This is a genomic window from Streptomyces sp. NPDC059166, from assembly GCF_042755185.1.
Lineage (GTDB): Bacteria > Actinomycetota > Actinomycetes > Streptomycetales > Streptomycetaceae > Streptomyces.
This window is the reverse complement of the sequence record NZ_JBHZCI010000023.1, coordinates 36,007-57,400: the sequence shown is the minus strand read 5'-3', so window position 1 is coordinate 57,400 and position 21,394 is coordinate 36,007. Positions and strand designations below refer to the sequence as shown.

The following is a 21,394-nucleotide window of genomic DNA, read 5'->3' as shown; positions in this document are numbered from 1 at the left end:
GATGTCGCAGATGCGCCGTGGACGCCGACTCGCGATCGATGTCGGTGACGCCCGTATCGGGGTCGCCTCGTGCGACCCCGACGGGATCCTCGCGACGCCGGTGGAGACCGTGCCGGGACGTGACGTCCCGGCCGCCCACCGGCGGCTCGGACAGATCGTCGAGGAGTATGAACCGATCGAGGTCGTCGTCGGTCTCCCTCGTTCCCTGGGTGGGGGCGAGGGGCCCGCGGCCGCGAAGGTGCGCGCCTTCGCCCAGGAGTTCGCCCGTGCCATCGCGCCGATTCCCGTACGTCTGCTGGACGAGAGGATGACCACAGTGACGGCCGCTCAGGGCATGCGCGCTTCGGGCGTGAAGTCCAAGAAGGGCCGTTCTGTCATCGACCAGGCTGCCGCTGTGGTGATCCTCCAGAACGCTCTGGAGTCCGAACGGGCGTCAGGCGCTGCTCCGGGAGAGGGCGTCGAAGTGGTGGCCTGATCGCGATACGGTAACGTTCCGCGCGATGCGCCGGTGTTCGAACAGACACCGCACAGCAAAGCGAAGAGGCGGAGCGTCGTCTCGCGGCTCAAGGGGATCGATGACTGAGTATGGCCGGGGCTCCGGCTCCGAACCGTGGCATCCCGAGGACCCCTTGTACGGGGACCAGGGGTGGGGAGGCCATCAGGCCGCCCACGGCCAGGATCAGGGCCAGGGCCAGTACGACGGCCACCAGCAGCCCTACGCGCAGGACCCCTACGCCCAGCAGGGTTACCAGCAGGACCCGTACGCCCAGCAGCAGTACCCGCAGGACCCGTACCAGCAGCAGCCGTACGGCGGGCAGGACCCCTACGCGCAGCAGCAGCACCAGCAGCAGCCGCAGTACGGCGACGGCGGGTGGGACACCGGCGGTCACGCGGCCATGCCGTACGGGGCGGCCCAGCAGCACCCGTACGGCGGCAACCCCGGAGAGTACGGCGGCCAGGCCGATCACTACGGCACCCCCGACGCCTACCCCCCGCCGCAGCCTCCCGGCCGCCGTGACCAGGCCCCCGGGGAGCAGTCGCACGCGCAGCAGCAGGCGCAGGACTGGGACCCGGACGTCCCGCAGGAGGAGACGCATCCTTTCTTCACGGGTGCGGACGAGCCAGCCGACGACCGTGAAGCCGGCAGGCGCTCCCGTTCCCGCTCCCGCGATGACGACCGGGACGAGTACGACGACGACCCGCGCGAGTCCCGCCGGGGCGGCGGCGAGCGCCGTGGCAAGGACAAGAAGAAGAGCCGCAACGGCTGCGCCTGCCTCGGCGTGGCGGCGGTCCTCGTCGGCGGGCTCGGGGTCGTCGGCTACTTCGGGTACTCCTACTACCAGAGCCAGTTCGGTGAGGCGCCCGACTACACGGGCAGCGGCACGGGGTCGGTCGAGGTGGAGATCCCGGAGGGCGCGTACGGGAACGAGATCGCGAACATCCTGAAGAAGGCGGGGGTGGTCAAGTCCGAAGACGCCTTCATCTCGGCGCAGGGAGCGAATCCCAAGGGGAAGTCCCTCCAGGCCGGTGTGTACCTCCTGAAGAAGGAGATGTCCGCGGACAGCGCCGTCGAGCTCATGCTGGACCCGAAGAGCCAGAACGCGCTGGTCATTCCCGAGGGAACGAGCGCTGCCGATATCTACGCGAAGATCGACAAGAGGCTGGACCTGAAAGCCGGGACCACGGCCGGGGTGGCCAAGACGAAGGCCGAGAGCCTCGGGTTGCCCGACTGGGCGGACGACGACCCGAAGATCAAGGACCCGCTGGAAGGATTCCTCTTCCCGGCGGCCTACGCGGTGCCCAAGGGCTCGAAGCCCGAGGACACCCTGAAGAAGATGGTCACCCGGGCCAACCAGGAATACGGGAAGCTCGACCTCGAGGAGAACGCCAAGAAGCTGAACCTGAAGTCGCCGCTCGACGTGATCACCGTGGCGAGTCTGGTTCAGAAGGAAGGCAAGTACAAGCACGACTTCGACAAGGTCGCGAGGGTCGTCTACAACCGGCTCAAGCCGGACAACAGTGAGACGGTCGGACGGCTCGAATTCGACTCGACCGTCAACTACATCCGTGCGGAGAGCACGCTGGACGTGGGCGCGGTCGACGACCTCCGGAAGATCGACGACCCCTACAACACGTACAGCATCAAGGGCCTGCCGCTCGGTCCGATCTCCAACCCCGGTGCCGACGCCCTGCACTCGGCGATCAACCCCGCCGACGGTCCCTGGTACTACTTCGTCTCCGTCACCGAGGACAAGACCGTCTTCGCCGTGACCAACGAGGAGCACGAGCGCAACCGCGAGAAGTACGAACAGAACAAGGCAGGCCAGTGAATCCCCACCGCAGGGCAGCCGTCCTCGGCTCCCCGATCGCCCACTCCCTCTCCCCGGTCCTGCACAGGGCCGCCTATGCGGCCATGGGCCTGGAGCACTGGTCGTACGACCGCTTCGAGGTGGACGAGGCGGCGCTCCCCGGGTTCGTCGCGGAGCTGGACAGGTCCTGGGCGGGCCTCTCCCTGACCATGCCGCTGAAGCGGGCGATCATCCCGCTGCTCGACGAGGTGAGTGGGACGGCGGCGTCGGTCGAGGCCGTCAACACCGTGGTCTTCGACGAGGACGGTGGCCGGACCGGTGACAACACCGACATCCCCGGCATGATCGCGGCGCTTCGTGAGCGAGGGGTCGAGAAGGTCGAGACGGCGGCCGTTCTCGGCGCGGGCGCCACGGCGTCCTCCGCGCTGGCGGCGATGGCGGAGATCTGCTCGGGCCCGGTCACGGCGTACGTGCGCAGCGCGGCACGGGCCGACGAGATGCGCGGCTGGGGCGAACGCCTCGGCGTCGACGTCCGGATCGCCGACTGGGCAGATGCCGAAGAGGCCCTGCACGCACCCCTGGTGATCGCCACGACACCCGCCGGTGCCACGGACGCGCTCGCGGAAGCGATCCCGGTGACGCCTGGCACCCTCTTCGACGTGCTGTACGACCCCTGGCCCACGGCCCTGGCCTCCCGCTGGTCCGGAGCCGGTGCCCAGGTCGTGGGAGGCCTCGACCTCCTGGTGCACCAGGCCGTCCTCCAGGTGGAGCAGATGACGGGGCTGGACGCTCCGCTCGGGGTCATGCGCGCGGCGGGGGAAGCGGCCCTCGTGGCGCAGGGCCATTAGGGCCCGCGCGACCCGCGGCTGACGTTCCGTACCGGCGCAGGTTCCCGTTCTCCCGGCTCGGGGACGGGACCCGCCGCGTCCGTCCCCTGGACCGGAGGCAGGCGGTCGTCCCCGTTCGTGGGAGGATCAGGGGCGGCGGGCCAGGGCCGCGCACCCGGTCGCGCCGTCGGATTTACAGGCGCGAGCATGAGGAGCACCGTTGAGCAGGTTGCGCTGGCTGACCGCCGGAGAGTCGCACGGCCCCGCACTGGTGGCGACGCTGGAGGGTCTTCCCGCCGGTATCCCCGTCACCACGGAGATGGTGGCGGACGCGCTCGCCAGGCGACGGCTCGGTTACGGGCGGGGCGCCCGGATGAAGTTCGAGAAGGACGAGGTCACCTTCCTCGGCGGCGTCCGGCACGGCCTGACCATGGGTTCGCCGGTCGCGGTGATGGTGGGCAACACCGAGTGGCCCAAGTGGGAGCAGGTCATGTCGGCCGACCCCGTGGACCCCGAGGTGCTGGCCGAGCAGGCCCGTAACGCCCCGCTGACCCGCCCGCGCCCCGGCCACGCCGACCTCGCCGGCATGCAGAAGTACGGCTTCGACGAGGCCCGCCCGGTCCTGGAGCGCGCGAGCGCCCGGGAGACCGCGGCCCGCGTCGCCCTCGGCGCCGTCGCCCGTTCGTACCTCAAGGAGACCGCGGGGATCGAGATCGTCTCCCACGTCGTCGAGCTGGCCGCGGCCAAGGCGCCCTACGGCGTCTACCCGAAGCCCTCCGACGTCGAGCGGCTCGACGCCGACCCCGTGCGCTGCCTCGACGCCGACGCGTCGAAGGCGATGGTCGCGGAGATCGACCAGGCCCACAAGGACGGCGACACGCTCGGCGGTGTCGTCGAGGTCCTCGCCTACGGCGTGCCCGTCGGCCTCGGCTCGCACGTCCACTGGGACCGCAGGCTGGACGCCCGGCTGGCCGGTGCCCTGATGGGCATCCAGGCCATCAAGGGCGTCGAGGTGGGTGACGGGTTCGACCTGGCACGGGTGCCCGGCTCCAAGGCCCACGACGAGATCCTCGCCACCGAGAACGGCATCAAGCGCGCCTCCGGCCGCGCCGGCGGCACCGAGGGCGGTCTCACCACCGGTGAACTGCTGCGCGTCCGCGCCGCGATGAAGCCCATCGCCACCGTGCCCCGCGCGCTCGCCACCATCGACGTGGTGACCGGTGAGGCCGCCAAGGCCCACCACCAGCGGTCCGACGTCTGTGCCGTCCCGGCCGCAGGCATCGTCGCGGAGGCGATGGTCGCCCTGGTGCTCGCCGACGCGGTCGCGGAGAAGTTCGGCGGGGACAGCGTCGCCGAGACCCACCGCAACGTCCAGTCCTACCTCTCCCACCTCCAGATCCGGTGAGCGGCCCACTGATCGTCCTCGTCGGCCCGATGGGCGTCGGCAAGTCCACGGTGGGGGAGCTGCTCGCCGGGCGCCTCGGCACCACCTACCGCGACACCGACGCCGACGTCGTGGCGACTGCGGGCAAGGCGATCTCGGAGATCTTCTTCGACGAGGGCGAGGAACACTTCCGCGCCCTGGAGCGGCAGGCGGTACGGGACGCGATCGACGAGCACACCGGTGTGCTCGCCCTCGGTGGCGGGGCAGTGCTGGACGCCGACACGCGCACGCTCCTCGCCGGCCACCGCGTCGTCTACCTCTCCATGGACGTGGACGAGGCCGTCCGGCGAGTCGGGCTGAACACCGCCCGCCCGCTGCTCGCGGTGAACCCGCGACGGCAGTGGCGTGAGCTGATGGACGCCCGGCGCCCCCTCTACGAAGAGGTGGCCGCCGTCACCGTCGCCACCGACGAACGCACCCCCGAAGAGGTCGCCCAGGCGATCATCGACGCAACGGAGCTGCCGGAGCGCACGGACCAGACCGTGACGTCCGGCCGGGAGAACCCAGGTATGACCGAGCAGGGCACCACGCGCATCCAGATCGCCGGCTCCGCGGGCACCGACGCCTACGAGGTGCTCGTCGGGCGTCAGCTCCTCGGCGAGCTCCCGAACCTCATCGGGGACCGCGCCAAGCGGGTCGCCGTACTGCACCCCGAAGCGCTCGCCGAGACCGGTGAGGCCGTACGCGAGGACCTCGCCGCCCAGGGCTACGAGGCCATCGCGATCCAGCTGCCGAACGCCGAGGAGGCCAAGACCGTCGAGGTCGCCGCCTACTGCTGGAAGGCGCTCGGACAGACCGGCTTCACCCGGACCGACGTCATCGTCGGCGTCGGCGGCGGTGCCACCACCGACGTCGCCGGATTCGTCGCCGCCTCCTGGCTGCGCGGGGTCCGCTGGATCGCGGTGCCGACGACGGTGCTCGCCATGGTCGACGCGGCCGTCGGCGGCAAGACGGGCATCAACACCGCGGAGGGCAAGAACCTCGTGGGCGCGTTCCACCCGCCGGCCGGGGTCCTCTGCGACCTGGCCGCACTGGACTCGCTGCCGGTCCACGACTACGTCTCCGGCCTGGCAGAGATCATCAAGGCCGGTTTCATCGCCGACCCGGTGATCCTCGACCTGATCGAGGCGGACCCCGAGGCCGCCCGGACGCCCGCAGGTCCGCACACCGCGGAGCTCATCGAGCGCTCCATCAGGGTCAAGGCCGAGGTCGTCTCCAGCGACCTCAAGGAGTCCGGCCTGCGGGAGATCCTCAACTACGGGCACACGCTGGGCCACGCCATCGAGAAGAACGAGCGCTACAAGTGGCGCCACGGCGCCGCCGTCTCGGTCGGCATGGTCTTCGCGGCCGAGCTCGGACGGCTCGCCGGCCGCCTCGACGACGCGACCGCCGACCGGCACCGCGCCGTCCTGGAGTCCGTCGGGCTGCCGCTCACCTACCGGGGTGACCAGTGGCCCAAGCTCCTGGAGAACATGAAGGTCGACAAGAAGTCCCGGGGCGACCTGCTCCGCTTCATCGTCCTGGACGGCATCGGCAAGCCCGCCGTGCTGGAAGGCCCGGACCCGGCCGTGCTGCTCGCCGCCTACGGGGAGGTCTCCGCGTGACGGCCCGCAGCGTCCTCGTGCTCAACGGCCCGAACCTCGGACGCCTCGGCTCGCGGGAGCCCGACGTGTACGGGGCGACCTCCTACGCCGGTCTGGTGGACACCTGCCAGGCGCTCGGCAAGGAGCTCGGATTCGACGTCGAGGTCCGCGAGACCAACGACGAGGGCGAGCTGATCCGCTGGCTCCACGAGGCGGCGGACGGCTCGGTCCCGGTCGTCATCAACCCGGGGGCCTTCACGCACTACTCGTACGGGATGCGCGACGCGGCGGCCCAGCGCACCGCGCCGCTGATCGAGGTGCACATCTCGAACCCGTACGCACGCGAGGAGTTCCGGCACACCTCCGTCATCGCCCCGGTCGCCACCGGCACCGTGGCCGGCTTCGGCATCGGCTCCTACCGGCTCGCCCTGCGGGCCCTGGCCGACGAACTGACGGACTGAGGGACAGGCACGGGCACTTCGTACCCTCCCCGCCCGTTCACCCTGTGGCGGCCGGGGAGGGTACGGTTGCCGTTCCACCAGAGGCAGTTGCCTGTACGAGACGGAGTGGCACCGGATGCAGCACGCAGTGGGGGCTCCGCTGCCTCCGCCCCAGGGGCCCTCCGGCCACGGACCGTGGACGCACCACGCCCAGCACCCGGGGCCGCCGCACCCGGGCCAGGCGGGGCCGCCGCTTCCGCCCCCGGCGCCCGGAGGGCCGCAGCAGGCACCCGTACCTCCGCACCCCCTCCCCTCCCCGCCCCTGCCCGACACCACCGGGCACGTCCAGCTGCCGCCGGGCGGGCCCGTCGCGCTGCCCGCGCCCGGCGCGGAGCCGGGGACCGGCTCCGCCACCCTGGCCGTGCTCCTGATCGGGCCGGCCGGCGCGGGCAAGACCACGGTCGCGAAGCTCTGGGCGGGGCGCCGCCGCGTCCCCACGGCCCATGTCTCCCTGGACGACGTACGCGAATGGGTCTGCTCCGGCTTCGCCGACCCCCAGGCCGGATGGAACGACCACTCCGAGGCCCAGTACCGGCTGGCCCGGCGCACCTGCGGCTTCGCAGCGCGGAACTTCCTGGCCAACGGCATCTCCTGCATCCTCGACGACGCCGTCTTCCCGGACCGGCCCGTGGTCGGCCTCGGCGGCTGGAAGCGGCACGTCGGCCCCGGACTGCTGCCCGTAGTCCTCCTCCCCGGGCTGGAGGTGGTCCTGGAGCGCAACGCGGCGCGCAGCGGCAACCGCAGGCTCTCCGACGAGGAGGTCGCCCGGATCCACGGGCGGATGGCCGGCTGGTACGGCTCCGGGCTGCCGATCATCGACAACTCCACCTACGACGTCGAGACGACCGCCCGCGTCCTGGACGACGTCCTGGCCCGCTCCATAGCCAGCCCGCCGGCCTGGTAGGACCGGCGCGCTGCCCGGTCGGGTGCGCTGGCCGGGCGGTGCCGCGCCCCCGCTCGTAGGCTCGGACTCATGTCAGAGGTGTACGCCGTCCGACGCGGGCTGCTGCGCGACCGGTTCGCCGCCGCCGGACACGCGGCCGCCCTGGTCTCCCGCCCCGCCAACGTCCGCTATCTCGCGGGCGGAGCCCCGCCCGGTGCCGTGCTGCTGCTCGGCCCCGGCGAGGACGTCCTGCTGTGCGGCCGCGCACCGGCCGGGGAACCCGCCCGAGGACGCCCGGACGAACAGCTGAAGCTGCACCTGCTCCCGGAGAACGACGGTGACCCGGTCGTCGTGGCCGCGGGCCTGGCCGGAGGCATGGACACGGGCTCCCTGGCCGTGGAGGAGCACGATCTGACCGTCGCCCGGCACCGCGCCATGAGCGCCGTCGCCCCCCGCCTGCGGCTGGGAGACCTCGGCAGCACCGTCGAGCAGCTGCGCCTGGTGAAGGACGAGGAGGAGATCGCCTGTCTGCGTATCGCCGCCGAGATCACGGACCAGGCCCTGGGCGAGCTCCTCGAATCGATCCTGGTGGGGCGCACCGAACGCCACCTCGCACTGGAGCTCGAACGCCGGCTGGTCGACCACGGTGCCGACGGCCCCGCCTTCGCCACATCCGTCGGCACGGGTCACCACTCCGGTCTGGGCCGGCACCGGCCCACCGACCGCAGGGTCGAGGAGGGAGATTTCCTCTCCGTCCGCCTGGGCGCGAACTACCACGGCTACAGGTGCGAGATCGGCCGGACCTTCGTCATCGGGACCAGCCCCGCGGACTGGCAGATCGAGCTCTACGACCTTGTTTTCGCCGCTCAGAGAGCCGGCCGGGAGGCACTCGTCCCCGGCGCCGCCTACCGTGACGTGGACCGTGCCGCCCGGCATCTCCTGGACTCGGCGGGCCACTCGGAAGGCCTCCCGCCCAGCACCGGGCACGGCGTCGGACTCGAAATCGACGAGGACCCGCAGTTGGCACCGGAAGCCATGGGTAAACTGGACGCTTGTGTGCCGGTCACCGTCGAACCGGGGGTCCACCTCCCGGGCCGGGGCGGTGTCCGGATCGATGACACGCTCGTCGTGCGCCCCGAGGCGGACGGCGGACCCGAGCTACTCACCATTACGACCAAGGAGCTGCTCGCGCTCTAGCGCGCATCCTCGGTCGTTCCACCAGCTTCAGTCCAGGAGATTCCGCAACCGTGGCTTCCACGAACGACCTCAAGAACGGCCTGGTGCTCAAGCTCGACGGAGGCCAGCTCTGGTCCGTCGTCGAGTTCCAGCACGTCAAGCCCGGCAAGGGCCCCGCCTTCGTGCGCACCAAGCTCAAGAACGTGCTCTCCGGCAAGGTCGTCGACAAGACCTTCAACGCCGGCGTGAAGGTCGAAACGGCCACCATCGACCGCCGTGACATGCAGTTCTCGTACATGGACGGCGAGTACTTCGTCTTCATGGACATGAAGACGTACGACCAGCTCATGGTCGACCGCAAGGCCGTCGGCGACGCCGCCAACTTCCTGATCGAGGGCTTCGAGGCCTCGGTCGCCCAGCACGAGGGCGAGGTGCTCTACGTCGAGCTGCCCGCCGCGGTCGAGCTGACCATCCAGCACACCGACCCGGGCGTCCAGGGCGACCGCTCCACCGGCGGCACCAAGCCCGCCACGCTGGAGACCGGTTACGAGATCGGCGTGCCGCTCTTCGTCACCACCGGCGAGAAGATCAAGGTCGACACCCGTACGGGCGACTACCTCGGCCGGGTGAACAGCTAACCGTGGCTGCCCGGAACAAGGCCCGCAAGCGCGCCTTCCAGATCCTCTTCGAGGCCGACCAGCGCGGTGAGTCCGTGCAGACGGTCCTCGCGGACTGGGTGCGCCACTCGCGGACCGACGACCGTCAGCCCCCGGTCGGCGAATTCACGATGGAGCTGGTCGAGGGGTACGCGCAGTACGCGGACCGCATCGACGACCTCATCGTCACCTACGCCGTGGACTGGGAGATCGACCGCATGCCGGTCGTCGACCGGAACATCCTCCGGCTCGGTGCGTACGAGCTGGTCTGGATGGACTCGACCCCGGACGCCGTGGTCATCGACGAGGCGGTCCAGCTCGCCAAGGAGTTCTCCACGGACGACTCCCCGGCGTTCGTGAACGGCCTGCTGGCCCGCTTCAAGGACCTCAAGCCGAACCTCCGCCGGGAGCAGTAGCCCCCGGCGGCGGCGCGAGCCGGACGAAGGGACCACGGCCATCGGCCGTGGTCCCTTCCGCGTACCGGCACCGCCTCGCGCGCGAACGGCGTCCGGACACGAGAAAACGCCGGGTGGCAGGCCTCAAGCCCGCCACCCGGCGTTCTCCCGTCGTCTGTCGTGCGGTCCGGTCAGCCCTCGTCGTGGGCGACCGCGCGGCGCGCGTCGGCGTCCAGCACGCCCCAGCTGATCAGCTGCTCCGTGAGAACCGACGGCGACTGGTCGTAGATCACGGCCAGGGTGCGCAGGTCGTCCTGGCGGATGGAGAGCACCTTGCCGTTGTAGTCGCCTCGCTGGCTCTGGATCGTCGCCGCGTAGCGCTGCAGCGGACCGGCCTTCTCCGGCGGCACGTGCGCCAGGCGCTCGAGGTCCAGGACCAGCTTCGGCGGGGGCTCGGCCGCACCGCCGGGGGTCGTGCCGGGCAGGAGCTCCTGCACCGGGACACCGTAGAAGTCGGCCAGCTCGGCAAGGCGCTGCACGGTCACCGCGCGGTCCCCGCGCTCGTAGGAACCGACCACGACAGCCTTCCAGCGGCCCTGCGACTTCTCCTCCACGCCGTGGAGGGAGAGGCCCTGCTGGGTGCGGATGGCGCGGAGTTTGGCCCCGAGCTGCTTTGCGTATTCGCTGGACATAAGGCTCCCCGGACGCTGGAACATTCTGCGGCTGGGCCGCGTGGCTGGTAACTCACTGTGAGGTTACGCAGCGTTACTTGGCTGCGTCAAGCCGAAAGGTCCGCACTGCGACCTCACGGGGGTGGGGCCGGGGCCTCACACAAGCCCTGGTAACGTGGATGACGCAATTTCGACGTCCTTTAACGTCCGTCCAGTGAGGCGGAGAAGGAGGTCCGTTTCTTATGGACGCACAGCATGACCACCCCGGCAATGCGGCACGCCCCGTTCTCGAGGCTCCCGACATCGCCCGGGTACTGACCCGCATCGCCCACGAGATCGTCGAACGCGCCAAGGGCGCCGACGACGTGGTGCTGCTCGGCATCCCGACCCGCGGGGTCTACCTCGCCCGCCGGCTCGCCGGAAAGCTCGAAGAGATCACCGGCCGGAAGACGCCGGTCGGGTCACTCGACATCACGATGTACCGCGACGACCTCAGGATGCGTCCGGCGCGGGCACTCGCCCGCACCGAGATCCCCGGTGAGGGCATCGAGGGCAGCCTCGTCGTCCTCGTCGACGACGTCCTCTTCTCCGGCCGCACCATCAGGGCCGCGCTCGACGCGCTCGGGGACATCGGCCGGCCCCGTGCCGTCCAGCTCGCCGTGCTCGTCGACCGAGGACACCGCGAACTCCCGATCCGGGCCGACTACGTCGGCAAGAACCTCCCCACCTCGCTGCGGGAGACGGTCAGGGTCCAGCTCGCCGAGGAGGACGGCCGCGACACCGTGCTGCTCGGCGTCAAGCAGACCGTCCCGGCAGGCGAGCAGTAGCAGCGTCGATCCCCGTGCGGCCCGGAGCCGCACGGACGCTGCCGCACGCCCGCCTGCCCGATTCCTCCACCCTTCCCGGAGACTCCCAGATGCTGCGCCCCGCCGGGGACAACCCCCGTACCCCCCGTCACCTCATCTCGGCCGCCGACCTCACCCGCGACGACGCCGTGCTGATCCTCGACACCGCCGAGGAGATGGCGCGGGTCGCGGACCGGCCGATCAAGAAACTCCCCACCCTGCGTGGACGAACGGTCGTCAACCTTTTCTTCGAGGACTCGACCCGGACGAGGATCTCGTTCGAGGCCGCCGCCAAACGCCTCTCCGCCGACGTCATCAACTTCTCCGCCAAGGGCTCCTCCGTCTCCAAGGGCGAGTCGCTCAAGGACACCGCCCTGACCCTGGAGGCCATGGGCGCCGACGCCGTCGTCGTCCGGCACGGCGCCTCCGGAGCCCCTTACCGCCTGGCGACCTCGGGCTGGATCGACAGCGCGGTCGTCAACGCCGGTGACGGCACCCACGAGCACCCCACCCAGGCCCTGCTCGACGCCTTCACCATGCGGCGCAGGCTGGTCGGACCCGACGCCGGTATCGGCCGGGACCTCGAAGGGCGCCGCATCACGATCGTCGGCGACATCCTGCACAGCCGCGTCGCCCGCTCCAACGTCCACCTCCTGCACACCCTGGGCGCGCAGGTCACCCTGGTGGCCCCGCCCACCCTCGTGCCGGTCGGCGTCGAGAGCTGGCCCTGCGAGGTCAGCTACCGCCTGGACGACGTGCTGCCGAAGTCGGACGCGGTCATGATGCTCCGTGTGCAGCGTGAGCGGATGAACGCCGCCTACTTCCCGACCGAGCGCGAGTACTCCCGCCGCTACGGCCTCGACGGCGAGCGCATGGCCAGGATGCCCGAGCACGCCATCGTGATGCACCCCGGCCCGATGGTCCGCGGGATGGAGATCACCGCCGAGGTCGCCGACTCCGACCGCTGCACCGCCGTGGAGCAGGTCGCGAACGGCGTCTCCACCCGAATGGCCGTCCTGTACCTGCTGCTCGGTGGTTCCGAGACCGCCCTGCCCTCCGCCTCCGCCCGTACCGAGGAGAACAAGTAACCATGAGCAAGATCCTGATCCGCGGTGCGAAGGTCCTTGGCGGCGAGCCGCAGGACGTCCTCATCGACGGCGAGACCATCGCCGAGACCGGCACCGGCATCGAGGCGGGCGACGCCACCGTGATCGAGGCCGCCGGCCAGATCCTGCTGCCGGGCCTCGTCGACCTCCACACCCACCTGCGCGAGCCCGGCCGCGAGGACTCCGAGACCGTCCTCACCGGCACCAAGGCCGCCGCCGTCGGCGGCTACACCGCGGTGCACGCCATGGCCAACACCTTCCCCGTCGCCGACACCGCGGGCGTCGTCGAGCAGGTCTGGCGCCTCGGCAGGGAGTCCGGCTACTGCGACGTGCAGCCCGTCGGCGCCGTCACCGTCGGCCTGGAGGGCAAGCAGCTGGCCGAGCTCGGCGCCATGCACGACTCCGCCGCCGGGGTGAAGGTCTTCTCCGACGACGGCAAGTGCGTCGACGACGCCGTGATCATGCGCCGCGCGCTGGAGTACGTGAAGGCCTTCGACGGCGTCGTCGCCCAGCACGCCCAGGAGCCCCGCCTCACCGAGGGCGCCCAGATGAACGAGGGCGTCGTCTCCGCCGAACTCGGACTCGGCGGCTGGCCGGCCGTCGCCGAGGAGTCGATCATCGCCCGCGACGTGCTCCTCGCCGCCCACGTCGGCTCCCGCGTGCACATCTGCCACCTGTCGACCGCGGGCTCGGTGGAGATCGTCCGCTGGGCCAAGTCCAAGGGCTGGGACGTGACCGCCGAGGTCACCCCGCACCACCTGCTCCTCACCGACGAACTCGTCCGGACCTACAACCCGGTCTACAAGGTGAACCCGCCGCTGCGCACCGAGGCCGACGTCATGGCGCTGCGCGAGGCCCTCGCCGACGGCACCATCGACTGCGTGGCCACCGACCACGCCCCGCACCCCCACGAGGACAAGGACTGCGAGTGGGCCGCCGCCGCCATGGGCATGGTGGGCCTGGAGACCGCGCTGTCCGTCGTCCAGCAGACGATGGTGGAGACCGGACTCCTCGACTGGGCCGGTGTCGCCGACCGCATGTCGGCCCGTCCGGCGGCCATCGGCAGGCTCGAAGGACACGGCCGGCCCGTCTCGGCGGGTGAGCCCGCCAACCTCACTCTGGTCGATCCGTCATACCGTGGAGCAGTGGACCCCGCGGGCTTCGCCTCCCGCAGCCGCAACACTCCCTACGAGGGTCGCGAGCTGCCCGGACGAGTCACCCACACCTTCCTGCGGGGCCGTGCCACGGTCGTCGACGGGAAGCTCGCGTGACAACACTCAGCCCAGCTCATCAGCTGTACCATATGGCCGCCGAACAGAAGTCGGCCGAGGTGACGGACTGGTCCGCCCGCATCAGCTGGGTCCTCGGCCTGCTCGTCCTCATCGCCTTCGTCTACTGGCTGATGCGCCAGGGATGGAAGTGGCGTGAGCGCCTGCAGTCCGCCCTGCCCGAGCTCCCGGTCACACCCGAGGGCTTCGCGGACGGCGAGAAGCTCCTCACACTGACCGGCCGCTACCACGCCTCCACGACCGCCGGGCAGTGGCTCGACCGGATCGTGGCGCACGGCCTCGGGACCCGCAGCCGGGTCGAGCTCACCCTGACCGCCGAAGGCCTCGACGTCGTACGCCCCGGGGCGGCCGACTTCTTCGTGCCCGCCGACGCGCTGCGCGGGGCGAGGCTCGAGAAGGCGCTGGCCGGCAAGGTGCTGCCCGAGGGCGGCCTGCTGGTCATCACCTGGGAGCACGGCGGCACGCCGATCGACTCGGGATTCCGTTCCGACCGCTCGGCCGAGCACCAGGCATGGGTCGACGCCGTCGGCCACCTCACCGGCACAGCCGGCACCAACCTCAGCAGCACCACCATCAGCACGACGGAAGGCACCGCACGATGACGATCTCCACCCGGGGAGCAGGTAAAGCTCCCGCCGTACTCGTCCTGGAGGACGGCCGCTCCTTCCGCGGCCGCGCCTACGGGGCCGTGGGGGAGACCTTCGGCGAGGCGGTGTTCTCCACCGGCATGACCGGCTACCAGGAGACACTGACCGACCCCTCGTACCACCGCCAGGTCGTCGTCATGACCGCCCCCCACGTGGGCAACACCGGTGTGAACGACGACGACCCCGAGTCCGGGAGGATCTGGGTCTCCGGTTACGTCGTCCGCGACCCCGCCCGGATCCCCTCCAACTGGCGCTCCCGCCGCACCCTCGACGAGGAGCTCGCGAGCCAGGGCGTCGTCGGGATCAGCGGCATCGACACCCGCGCGCTCACCCGCCACCTGCGCGAGCGCGGCGCGATGCGCGTCGGGATCTTCTCCGGCAACGCCGTCCAGGACGAGGGCGTGCTGCTCGCCAAGGTCCGCCAGGCCCCCGAGATGAGCGGCGCCGACCTCGCGGCCGAGGTCGCCACCAAGGAGGCGTACGTCGTCCCCGCGATCGGCACGAAGAAGTTCACCGTCGCCGCGATCGACCTCGGCATCAAGGGCATGACCCCGCACCGCATGGCCGAGCGCGGCATCGAGGTGCACGTCCTGCCCGCCACCGCCACCCTGGAGGACGTGTACGCGGTCGAGCCCGACGGCGTCTTCTTCTCCAACGGCCCCGGCGACCCGTCCACGGCCGACCACCCGGTCTCCGTCATGCGCGGCGTCCTGGAGCGGAAGACCCCGCTCTTCGGCATCTGCTTCGGAAACCAGATCCTCGGCCGCTCGCTCGGCTTCGGCACCTACAAGCTGAAGTACGGCCACCGCGGCATCAACCAGCCGGTGCAGGACCGCACGACCGGCAAGGTCGAGGTCACCGCGCACAACCACGGCTTCGCCGTCGACGCTCCGCTCGACCGGGTCTCCGACACGGAGTTCGGCCGCGCCGAGGTCTCCCACGTATGCCTGAACGACCAGGTCGTCGAAGGGCTCCAGCTGCTCGACCAGCCGGCCTTCAGCGTCCAGTACCACCCCGAAGCAGCCGCGGGCCCGCACGACGCCGCGTACCTCTTCGACCGTTTCGTCACCCTGATGGAGGGCCAGCGTGCCTAAGCGCTCCGATATCCAGTCCGTCCTGGTCATCGGCTCCGGTCCGATCGTCATCGGGCAGGCCGCCGAGTTCGACTACTCCGGCACCCAGGCCTGTCGCGTCCTCAAGGCCGAGGGCCTGCGCGTCATCCTGGTCAACTCCAACCCGGCGACGATCATGACCGACCCGGAGATCGCCGACGCCACGTACGTCGAGCCGATCACCCCCGAGTTCGTCGAGAAGATCATCGCCAAGGAGCGCCCCGACGCGCTCCTGCCCACCCTGGGCGGCCAGACCGCGCTCAACACCGCCATCTCCATGCACGCGAACGGCGTCCTGGAGAAGTACGGCGTCGAGCTCATCGGCGCCAACGTCGAGGCCATCAACAAGGGCGAGGACCGCGACCTCTTCAAGGGCGTCGTGGAGGAGGTGCGGAAGAAGATCGGGCACGGCGAGTCCGCCCGCTCCTACATCTGCCACTCCATGGAAGACGTCCTGAAGGGCGTCGACGAACTCGGCGGCTACCCCGTCGTCGTCCGCCCCTCCTTCACCATGGGCGGCGCCGGCTCCGGCTTCGCCCACGACGAGGAGGAGCTGCGCCGCATCGCCGGACAGGGCCTCACGCTCTCCCCGACCACCGAGGTGCTCCTGGAGGAGTCCATCCTCGGCTGGAAGGAGTACGAGCTGGAGCTGATGCGCGACAAGAACGACAACGTCGTGGTCGTCTGCTCCATCGAGAACTTCGACCCGATGGGCGTCCACACCGGTGACTCCATCACCGTCGCCCCGGCGATGACGCTCACCGACCGTGAGTACCAGCGGCTGCGTGACATCGGCATCGCGATCATCCGCGAGGTCGGCGTCGACACCGGCGGCTGCAACATCCAGTTCGCGATCGACCCGGCCGACGGCCGGATCATCGTGATCGAGATGAACCCGCGCGTCTCCCGCTCCTCGGCGCTCGCCTCCAAGGCCACCGGCTTCCCGATCGCCAAGATCGCCGCCAAGCTGGCCGTCGGCTACACGCTGGACGAGATCCCCAACGACATCACCGAGAAGACGCCGGCCTCCTTCGAGCCGACGCTCGACTACGTCGTGGTCAAGGCCCCGCGCTTCGCCTTCGAGAAGTTCCCCTCCGCCGACTCCACCCTCACCACCACCATGAAGTCGGTGGGCGAGGCCATGGCGATCGGCCGCAACTTCACCGAGGCCCTCCAGAAGGCCCTGCGCTCCCTGGAGAAGAAGGGCTCGCAGTTCGCCTTCACCGGGGAGCCCGGCGACAAGGCCGAACTGCTCGCCGAGGCCGTCCGGCCCACGGACGGCCGCATCAACACCGTGATGCAGGCGATCCGCGCCGGGGCCACCCAGGAGGAGGTCTTCGACGCGACGAGGATCGACCCCTGGTTCGTCGACCAGCTCTTCCTGATCAAGGAGATCGCCGACGAGCTGGCCTCCGCCGAGCGCCTGGACGCCGACCTGATCGCCGAGGCCAAGCGGCACGGCTTCTCCGACGTGCAGATCGCCGAGATCCGCGGGCTCCGCGAGGACGTCGTGCGCGAGGTCCGCCACGCGCTGGGCATCCGCCCGGTCTACAAGACGGTCGACACCTGCGCCGCCGAGTTCGCCGCGAAGACGCCGTACTTCTACTCCTCCTACGACGAGGAGAGCGAGGTCGCGCCCCGCACCAAGCCCGCGGTGATCATCCTCGGCTCCGGCCCGAACCGCATCGGCCAGGGCATCGAGTTCGACTACTCCTGTGTCCACGCCTCCTTCGCCCTGAGCGACGCCGGCTACGAGACGGTGATGGTCAACTGCAACCCGGAGACCGTCTCCACCGACTACGACACCTCGGACCGGCTCTACTTCGAGCCGCTCACCCTCGAGGACGTCCTGGAGATCGTGCACGCGGAGTCCCTCGCGGGCCCGATCGCCGGTGTGGTCGTCCAGCTCGGCGGCCAGACCCCGCTCGGCCTCTCGCAGGCGCTCAAGGACAACGGCGTGCCCGTGGTGGGCACCTCACCGGAGGCCATCCACGCCGCGGAGGACCGCGGAGCGTTCGGCCGGGTCCTCGCCGAGGCCGGCCTGCCCGCGCCGAAGCACGGCACCGCCACCACCTTCGGCGAGGCCAAGGCCATCGCCGACGAGATCGGCTATCCCGTGCTCGTCCGCCCGTCGTACGTGCTCGGCGGCCGCGGCATGGAGATCGTCTACGACGAGGCCCGGCTCTCCTCGTACATCTCCGAGTCCACCGAGATCAGCCCCACCCGGCCGGTCCTGGTCGACCGCTTCCTCGACGACGCGATCGAGATCGACGTCGACGCGCTCTACGACGGCACCGAGCTCTACCTCGGCGGCGTCATGGAGCACATCGAGGAGGCCGGCATCCACTCCGGCGACTCCGCCTGCGCGCTGCCCCCGATCACCCTCGGCGGCTACGACATCAAGCGGCTGCGCGCCTCCACCGAGGGCATCGCCAAGGGCGTGGGCGTCCGCGGACTGATCAACATCCAGTTCGCGCTCTCCGGCGACATCCTCTACGTCCTCGAGGCCAACCCGCGCGCCTCGCGGACCGTCCCCTTCACCTCGAAGGCGACCGCGGTCCCGCTCGCGAAGGCCGCCGCCCGCATCTCGCTGGGCGCCACCATCGCCGAGCTGCGCGAGGAGGGCCTGCTGCCGAAGCAGGGCGACGGCGGCACCCTGCCGCTGGACGCGCCGATCTCCGTCAAGGAGGCCGTCATGCCGTGGTCGCGCTTCCGCGACGTGCACGGGCGCGGCGTCGACACCGTCCTCGGCCCGGAGATGCGTTCGACCGGCGAGGTCATGGGCATCGACTCGGTCTTCGGCACGGCGTACGCCAAGTCGCAGGCCGGCGCCTACGGCCCGCTGCCCACCAAGGGCCGTGCCTTCATCTCGGTCGCCAACCGCGACAAGCGCACGATGATCTTCCCGGCCCGTGAACTCGTCGCCCACGGCTTCGAGCTGTTCGCCACCTCCGGTACCGCCGAGGTGCTCAAGCGCAACGGCATCAACGCCACCGTCGTGCGCAAGCAGTCCGAGGGCGAGGGCCCCAACGGCGAGAAGACCGTCGTGCAGCTCATCCACGACGGCGAGATCGACCTCATCGTCAACACGCCGTACGGCACGGGCGGCCGGCTCGACGGCTACGAGATCCGCACCGCGGCCGTGGCACGGTCCGTGCCCTGCCTGACCACGGTCCAGGCGCTCGCCGCCGCCGTCCAGGGCATCGACGCGCTCAACCACGGCGGGGTCGGCGTACGTTCCCTCCAGGAGCACGCCGAGCACCTGACCGCGGCCCGCTGAGGACCTGCCGACCGGATCAGGCCGGGCCCGCGGGGTCCGGCTCGCACCGGGCCTGATCCGGCCTGATCCGACGCACGGCCAAGCCGCCCAGCAGGGGGACACCGGAAACGGTGTCCCCCTCTTCATGAGGACACCCAGATGTACAAACTCTTCTTCCAGCTGGTCTTCAAGCGGATGGACCCCGAGGGGGCGCACCACCTGGCCTTCCGCTGGATCCGCCTCGCCGCCCGTATCCCCGTGCTGCGCACCTTCGTCGCCGCCGCGCTCGCCCCCCGGTACGAGGAACTGCGCACCGAGGCCCTCGGCCTGCGGATGCACGGACCCTTCGGACTCGCCGCCGGATTCGACAAGAACGCCGTGGCCATCGACGGGATGTCGATGCTCGGCTTCGACCACATCGAGATCGGCACGGTCACGGGTGAGCCCCAGCCGGGCAACCCGAAGAAGCGGCTCTTCCGCCTGGTCGCCGACCGGGCCCTGATCAACCGCATGGGCTTCAACAACGAGGGCTCCGCGGCCGTGGCCGAGCGCCTCGCCGCCCGCAACCCGGTCTTCCGTACGACCGTCGGCGTCAACATCGGCAAGACGAAGGTCGTCCCCGAGGCCGAAGCGGTCGGCGACTACGTGAAGTCGACCGAGCGGCTGGCCGCCCACGCCGACTACCTCGTCGTCAACGTCTCCTCCCCGAACACCCCCGGTCTGCGCAACCTCCAGGCCACCGAGGCGCTCCGCCCGCTGCTCAGCGCGGTGCGCGAGGCGGCCGACCGCACCGTCACCGCCCGCAGGGTGCCGCTGCTCGTCAAGATCGCCCCGGACCTCGCGGACGAGGACGTCGACGCGGTCGCCGACCTGGCCGTCGAGCTCGGCCTGGACGGCATCATCGCCACCAACACCACGATCGCCAGGGACGGCCTCGGCCTGAAGTCCCCAGCCTCCCTGACCGGGGAGACCGGCGGTCTCTCCGGGGCGCCCCTCAAGGAGCGATCCCTGGAGGTCCTGAGCCGCCTGTACGCCCGTGTGGGCACCCGGATCACCCTGGTGGGCGTCGGAGGCATCGAGACCGCCGAGGACGCCTGGCAGCGCATCCTGGCGGGCGCCACCCTGGTGCAGGGCTACAGCGCCTTCATCTACGAGGGCCCGTTCTACGCCCGCTCGATCCACAAGGGCCTGGCGGCGCGCCTCGCCGCATCCCCCTACGCCACCCTCGCCGAGGCCGTCGGCGCCGAGACACGGAAGGCCGTGCAGTGACCCTTGAACCCTTCGGCGCGCGACTGCGCCACGCCATGGACACCCGCGGGCCGCTCTGCGTCGGCATCGACCCGCACGCCTCGCTCCTCACCTCCTGGGGCCTGAACGACGACGTCGCCGGCCTGGAGCGCTTCACCCGGACGGTCGTGGAGGCGCTGGCCGACCGGGTCGCCGTGCTCAAGCCGCAGTCCGCGTTCTTCGAACGCTTCGGCTCGCGCGGGATCGCGGTCCTGGAGAAGGCCGTCGAGGAGGCGCGCGCGGCGGGAGCCCTCGTGCTCATGGACGCCAAGCGGGGCGACATCGGCTCCACGATGGGCGCCTACGCCGCCACCTACCTCGACAAGGACTCGCCGCTCTTCTCCGACGCGGTCACCGTCTCCCCTTACCTCGGATTCGGCTCGCTGCGCCCCGCGCTCGACGCCGCCGCGGTCTCCGGCGCGGGGGTCTTCGTGCTCGCCCTCACCTCGAACCCGGAGGGTGCCGAGGTGCAGCGGGCGACCTCCGCGGACGGCCGGTCACTCGCCCAGGTGATGCTCGACCACATGGCCGCGGAGAACGCGGGCGCGACGCCGCTCGGCTCCGTCGGCGCGGTCGTCGGAGCCACCCTCGGTGACGCGGGCGCCGATCTGTCGGTCAACGGCCCGCTGCTCGCCCCGGGCATCGGCGCGCAGGGCGCCACGCCGGCGGATCTGCCGCGCGTCTTCGGCGCCGCGGTGGGCAACGTCGTCCCCAGCGTGAGCCGGGGCGTGCTCCGCCACGGACCGGACGCGGCAGGGCTGCGCGAGGCCGCCGGACGGTTCGCGGACGAGATCCGTACGGCCGTTCAGGGAAGCTGACCATGCCACGTAACTGGCTGTTGACGGAAACCTGACCCGAAAACGGGGTTGTTATGGCCGATATGTCCGGGTCGACAGAGGCTGACCAGGACTTTTCCGCTGTTCTCGCTGACTCGGGCGGCCTTGGCCGCTAGTCTCCGTCGAGAGCCAACGAGCACGCGTTGTTCGTTGCTCACCAGGTGTGGGGCCATCAGGGCTCCCCGCCGGTCCGTATCCGACAGATCGACATCCGAGGTGACGTAGGCGTGGCTCTTCCGCCCCTTACCCCTGAACAGCGCGCAGCCGCGCTCGAAAAGGCCGCCGCGGCTCGCCGGGAGCGGGCCGAGGTCAAGAATCGACTCAAGCACTCCGGCGCCTCGCTCCACGAGGTCATCAAGCAGGGCCAGGAGAACGACGTCATCGGCAAGATGAAGGTCTCCGCCCTCCTCGAGTCCCTCCCGGGCGTCGGCAAGGTCCGTGCCAAGCAGATCATGGAGCGGCTGGGCATCTCCGAGAGCCGCCGGGTCCGGGGTCTCGGCTCCAACCAGATCGCATCCCTGGAGCGTGAGTTCGGCGGCAGCCCGGCCTGACGTTCTCGGGCACTCCTG

20 protein-coding genes are annotated in these 21,394 nt (G+C 70.8%); 19 read left to right on the top strand and 1 reads right to left on the bottom strand.

Going from position 1 to position 21,394, the window contains the following annotated elements; translation table 11 throughout:
* The first annotated feature begins 1 nt into the window (after nt 1).
* From ruvX to nusB, 10 genes are all read left to right on the top strand, one after another.
* Nucleotides 2–475 carry a Holliday junction resolvase RuvX gene (ruvX, locus tag ACFXOA_RS18865; protein WP_385029437.1) on the top strand — a complete coding sequence of 158 codons (474 nt, stop codon included), beginning with the start codon at nt 2–4 and terminating at the stop codon, nt 473–475.
* A gap of 100 nt (nt 476–575) precedes the next feature.
* Nucleotides 576–2,330: an endolytic transglycosylase MltG gene (gene mltG, locus ACFXOA_RS18860; protein WP_385029279.1), complete on the top strand. Its 1,755-nt coding sequence runs from the start codon at nt 576–578 to the stop codon at nt 2,328–2,330.
* Complete coding sequence (locus tag ACFXOA_RS18855) at nt 2,327–3,157, top strand: shikimate dehydrogenase (RefSeq protein WP_385029276.1); 831 nt, start codon at nt 2,327–2,329, stop codon at nt 3,155–3,157. Before mltG ends, ACFXOA_RS18855 begins: the two co-directional genes overlap by 4 nt.
* Before the next feature lie 199 nt (nt 3,158–3,356).
* Nucleotides 3,357–4,541 carry a chorismate synthase gene (aroC, locus tag ACFXOA_RS18850; RefSeq protein ID WP_385029273.1) on the top strand — a complete coding sequence of 395 codons (1,185 nt, stop codon included), beginning with the start codon at nt 3,357–3,359 and terminating at the stop codon, nt 4,539–4,541.
* A complete protein-coding gene (gene aroB / locus ACFXOA_RS18845) occupies nt 4,538–6,184 on the top strand; it encodes a 3-dehydroquinate synthase (protein WP_385029270.1) in 1,647 nt (548 codons plus the stop codon). Before aroC ends, aroB begins: the two co-directional genes overlap by 4 nt.
* Nucleotides 6,181–6,624, top strand: a complete 444-nt coding sequence (gene aroQ, locus ACFXOA_RS18840; RefSeq protein ID WP_385029268.1) for a type II 3-dehydroquinate dehydratase — start codon at nt 6,181–6,183, stop codon at nt 6,622–6,624. The genes aroB and aroQ overlap by 4 nt, the downstream gene beginning before the upstream one ends.
* 115 nt (nt 6,625–6,739) lie before the next feature.
* Entirely contained in the window at nt 6,740–7,567 is an 828-nt protein-coding gene (locus ACFXOA_RS18835) for a Pro-rich N-terminal domain-containing protein (protein ID WP_385029265.1), read from the top strand.
* A gap of 69 nt (nt 7,568–7,636) precedes the next feature.
* Nucleotides 7,637–8,743, top strand: a complete 1,107-nt coding sequence (locus ACFXOA_RS18830; protein WP_385029262.1) for a M24 family metallopeptidase — start codon at nt 7,637–7,639, stop codon at nt 8,741–8,743.
* A gap of 50 nt (nt 8,744–8,793) precedes the next feature.
* Entirely contained in the window at nt 8,794–9,360 is a 567-nt protein-coding gene (gene efp / locus ACFXOA_RS18825) for an elongation factor P (RefSeq protein WP_385029259.1), read from the top strand.
* A gap of 2 nt (nt 9,361–9,362) precedes the next feature.
* Nucleotides 9,363–9,794, top strand: coding sequence for a transcription antitermination factor NusB (nusB, locus tag ACFXOA_RS18820; protein WP_385029256.1), 432 nt, complete (start codon nt 9,363–9,365; stop codon nt 9,792–9,794).
* Between the two features lie 170 nt (nt 9,795–9,964).
* Here the strand turns inward: nusB and bldD are convergent, their stop codons facing one another.
* On the bottom strand, nt 9,965–10,465 hold the full coding sequence (gene bldD, locus ACFXOA_RS18815; protein WP_014157378.1) for a transcriptional regulator BldD: 501 nt from the start codon (nt 10,463–10,465) through the stop codon (nt 9,965–9,967).
* Between the two features lie 221 nt (nt 10,466–10,686).
* On the opposite strand from bldD, the gene pyrR reads away from it, so the two are divergent.
* The 9 genes from pyrR to ACFXOA_RS18770 all read left to right on the top strand — a co-directional run bounded on the left by pyrR (nt 10,687) and on the right by ACFXOA_RS18770 (nt 21,376).
* The gene (gene pyrR / locus ACFXOA_RS18810) at nt 10,687–11,271 is read left to right on the top strand and encodes a bifunctional pyr operon transcriptional regulator/uracil phosphoribosyltransferase PyrR (protein ID WP_385029252.1); all 585 of its coding nucleotides are present in this window, start codon (nt 10,687–10,689) and stop codon (nt 11,269–11,271) included.
* An 89-nt stretch (nt 11,272–11,360) separates the two neighbouring features.
* Nucleotides 11,361–12,377, top strand: a complete 1,017-nt coding sequence (locus ACFXOA_RS18805) for an aspartate carbamoyltransferase catalytic subunit (protein ID WP_385029249.1) — start codon at nt 11,361–11,363, stop codon at nt 12,375–12,377.
* Nucleotides 12,378–12,379: 2 nt separating this feature from the next.
* Nucleotides 12,380–13,666 (top strand): dihydroorotase, encoded by a 1,287-nt coding sequence (locus ACFXOA_RS18800; protein WP_385029247.1) that lies wholly within the window; start codon nt 12,380–12,382, stop codon nt 13,664–13,666.
* Nucleotides 13,663–14,286: a hypothetical protein gene (locus ACFXOA_RS18795; protein ID WP_385029244.1), complete on the top strand. Its 624-nt coding sequence runs from the start codon at nt 13,663–13,665 to the stop codon at nt 14,284–14,286. Before ACFXOA_RS18800 ends, ACFXOA_RS18795 begins: the two co-directional genes overlap by 4 nt.
* Complete coding sequence (gene carA, locus ACFXOA_RS18790; protein ID WP_385029242.1) at nt 14,283–15,425, top strand: glutamine-hydrolyzing carbamoyl-phosphate synthase small subunit; 1,143 nt, start codon at nt 14,283–14,285, stop codon at nt 15,423–15,425. The genes ACFXOA_RS18795 and carA overlap by 4 nt, the downstream gene beginning before the upstream one ends.
* A complete protein-coding gene (gene carB, locus ACFXOA_RS18785) occupies nt 15,418–18,723 on the top strand; it encodes a carbamoyl-phosphate synthase large subunit (protein WP_385029239.1) in 3,306 nt (1,101 codons plus the stop codon). The genes carA and carB overlap by 8 nt, the downstream gene beginning before the upstream one ends.
* 138 nt (nt 18,724–18,861) lie before the next feature.
* On the top strand, nt 18,862–19,971 hold the full coding sequence (locus tag ACFXOA_RS18780) for a quinone-dependent dihydroorotate dehydrogenase (RefSeq protein ID WP_385029236.1): 1,110 nt from the start codon (nt 18,862–18,864) through the stop codon (nt 19,969–19,971).
* Complete coding sequence (gene pyrF, locus ACFXOA_RS18775; protein ID WP_385029233.1) at nt 19,968–20,807, top strand: orotidine-5'-phosphate decarboxylase; 840 nt, start codon at nt 19,968–19,970, stop codon at nt 20,805–20,807. Before ACFXOA_RS18780 ends, pyrF begins: the two co-directional genes overlap by 4 nt.
* 245 nt (nt 20,808–21,052) lie before the next feature.
* A complete protein-coding gene (locus tag ACFXOA_RS18770) occupies nt 21,053–21,376 on the top strand; it encodes an integration host factor (protein ID WP_003970367.1) in 324 nt (107 codons plus the stop codon).
* Nucleotides 21,377–21,394 lie beyond the last annotated feature (18 nt).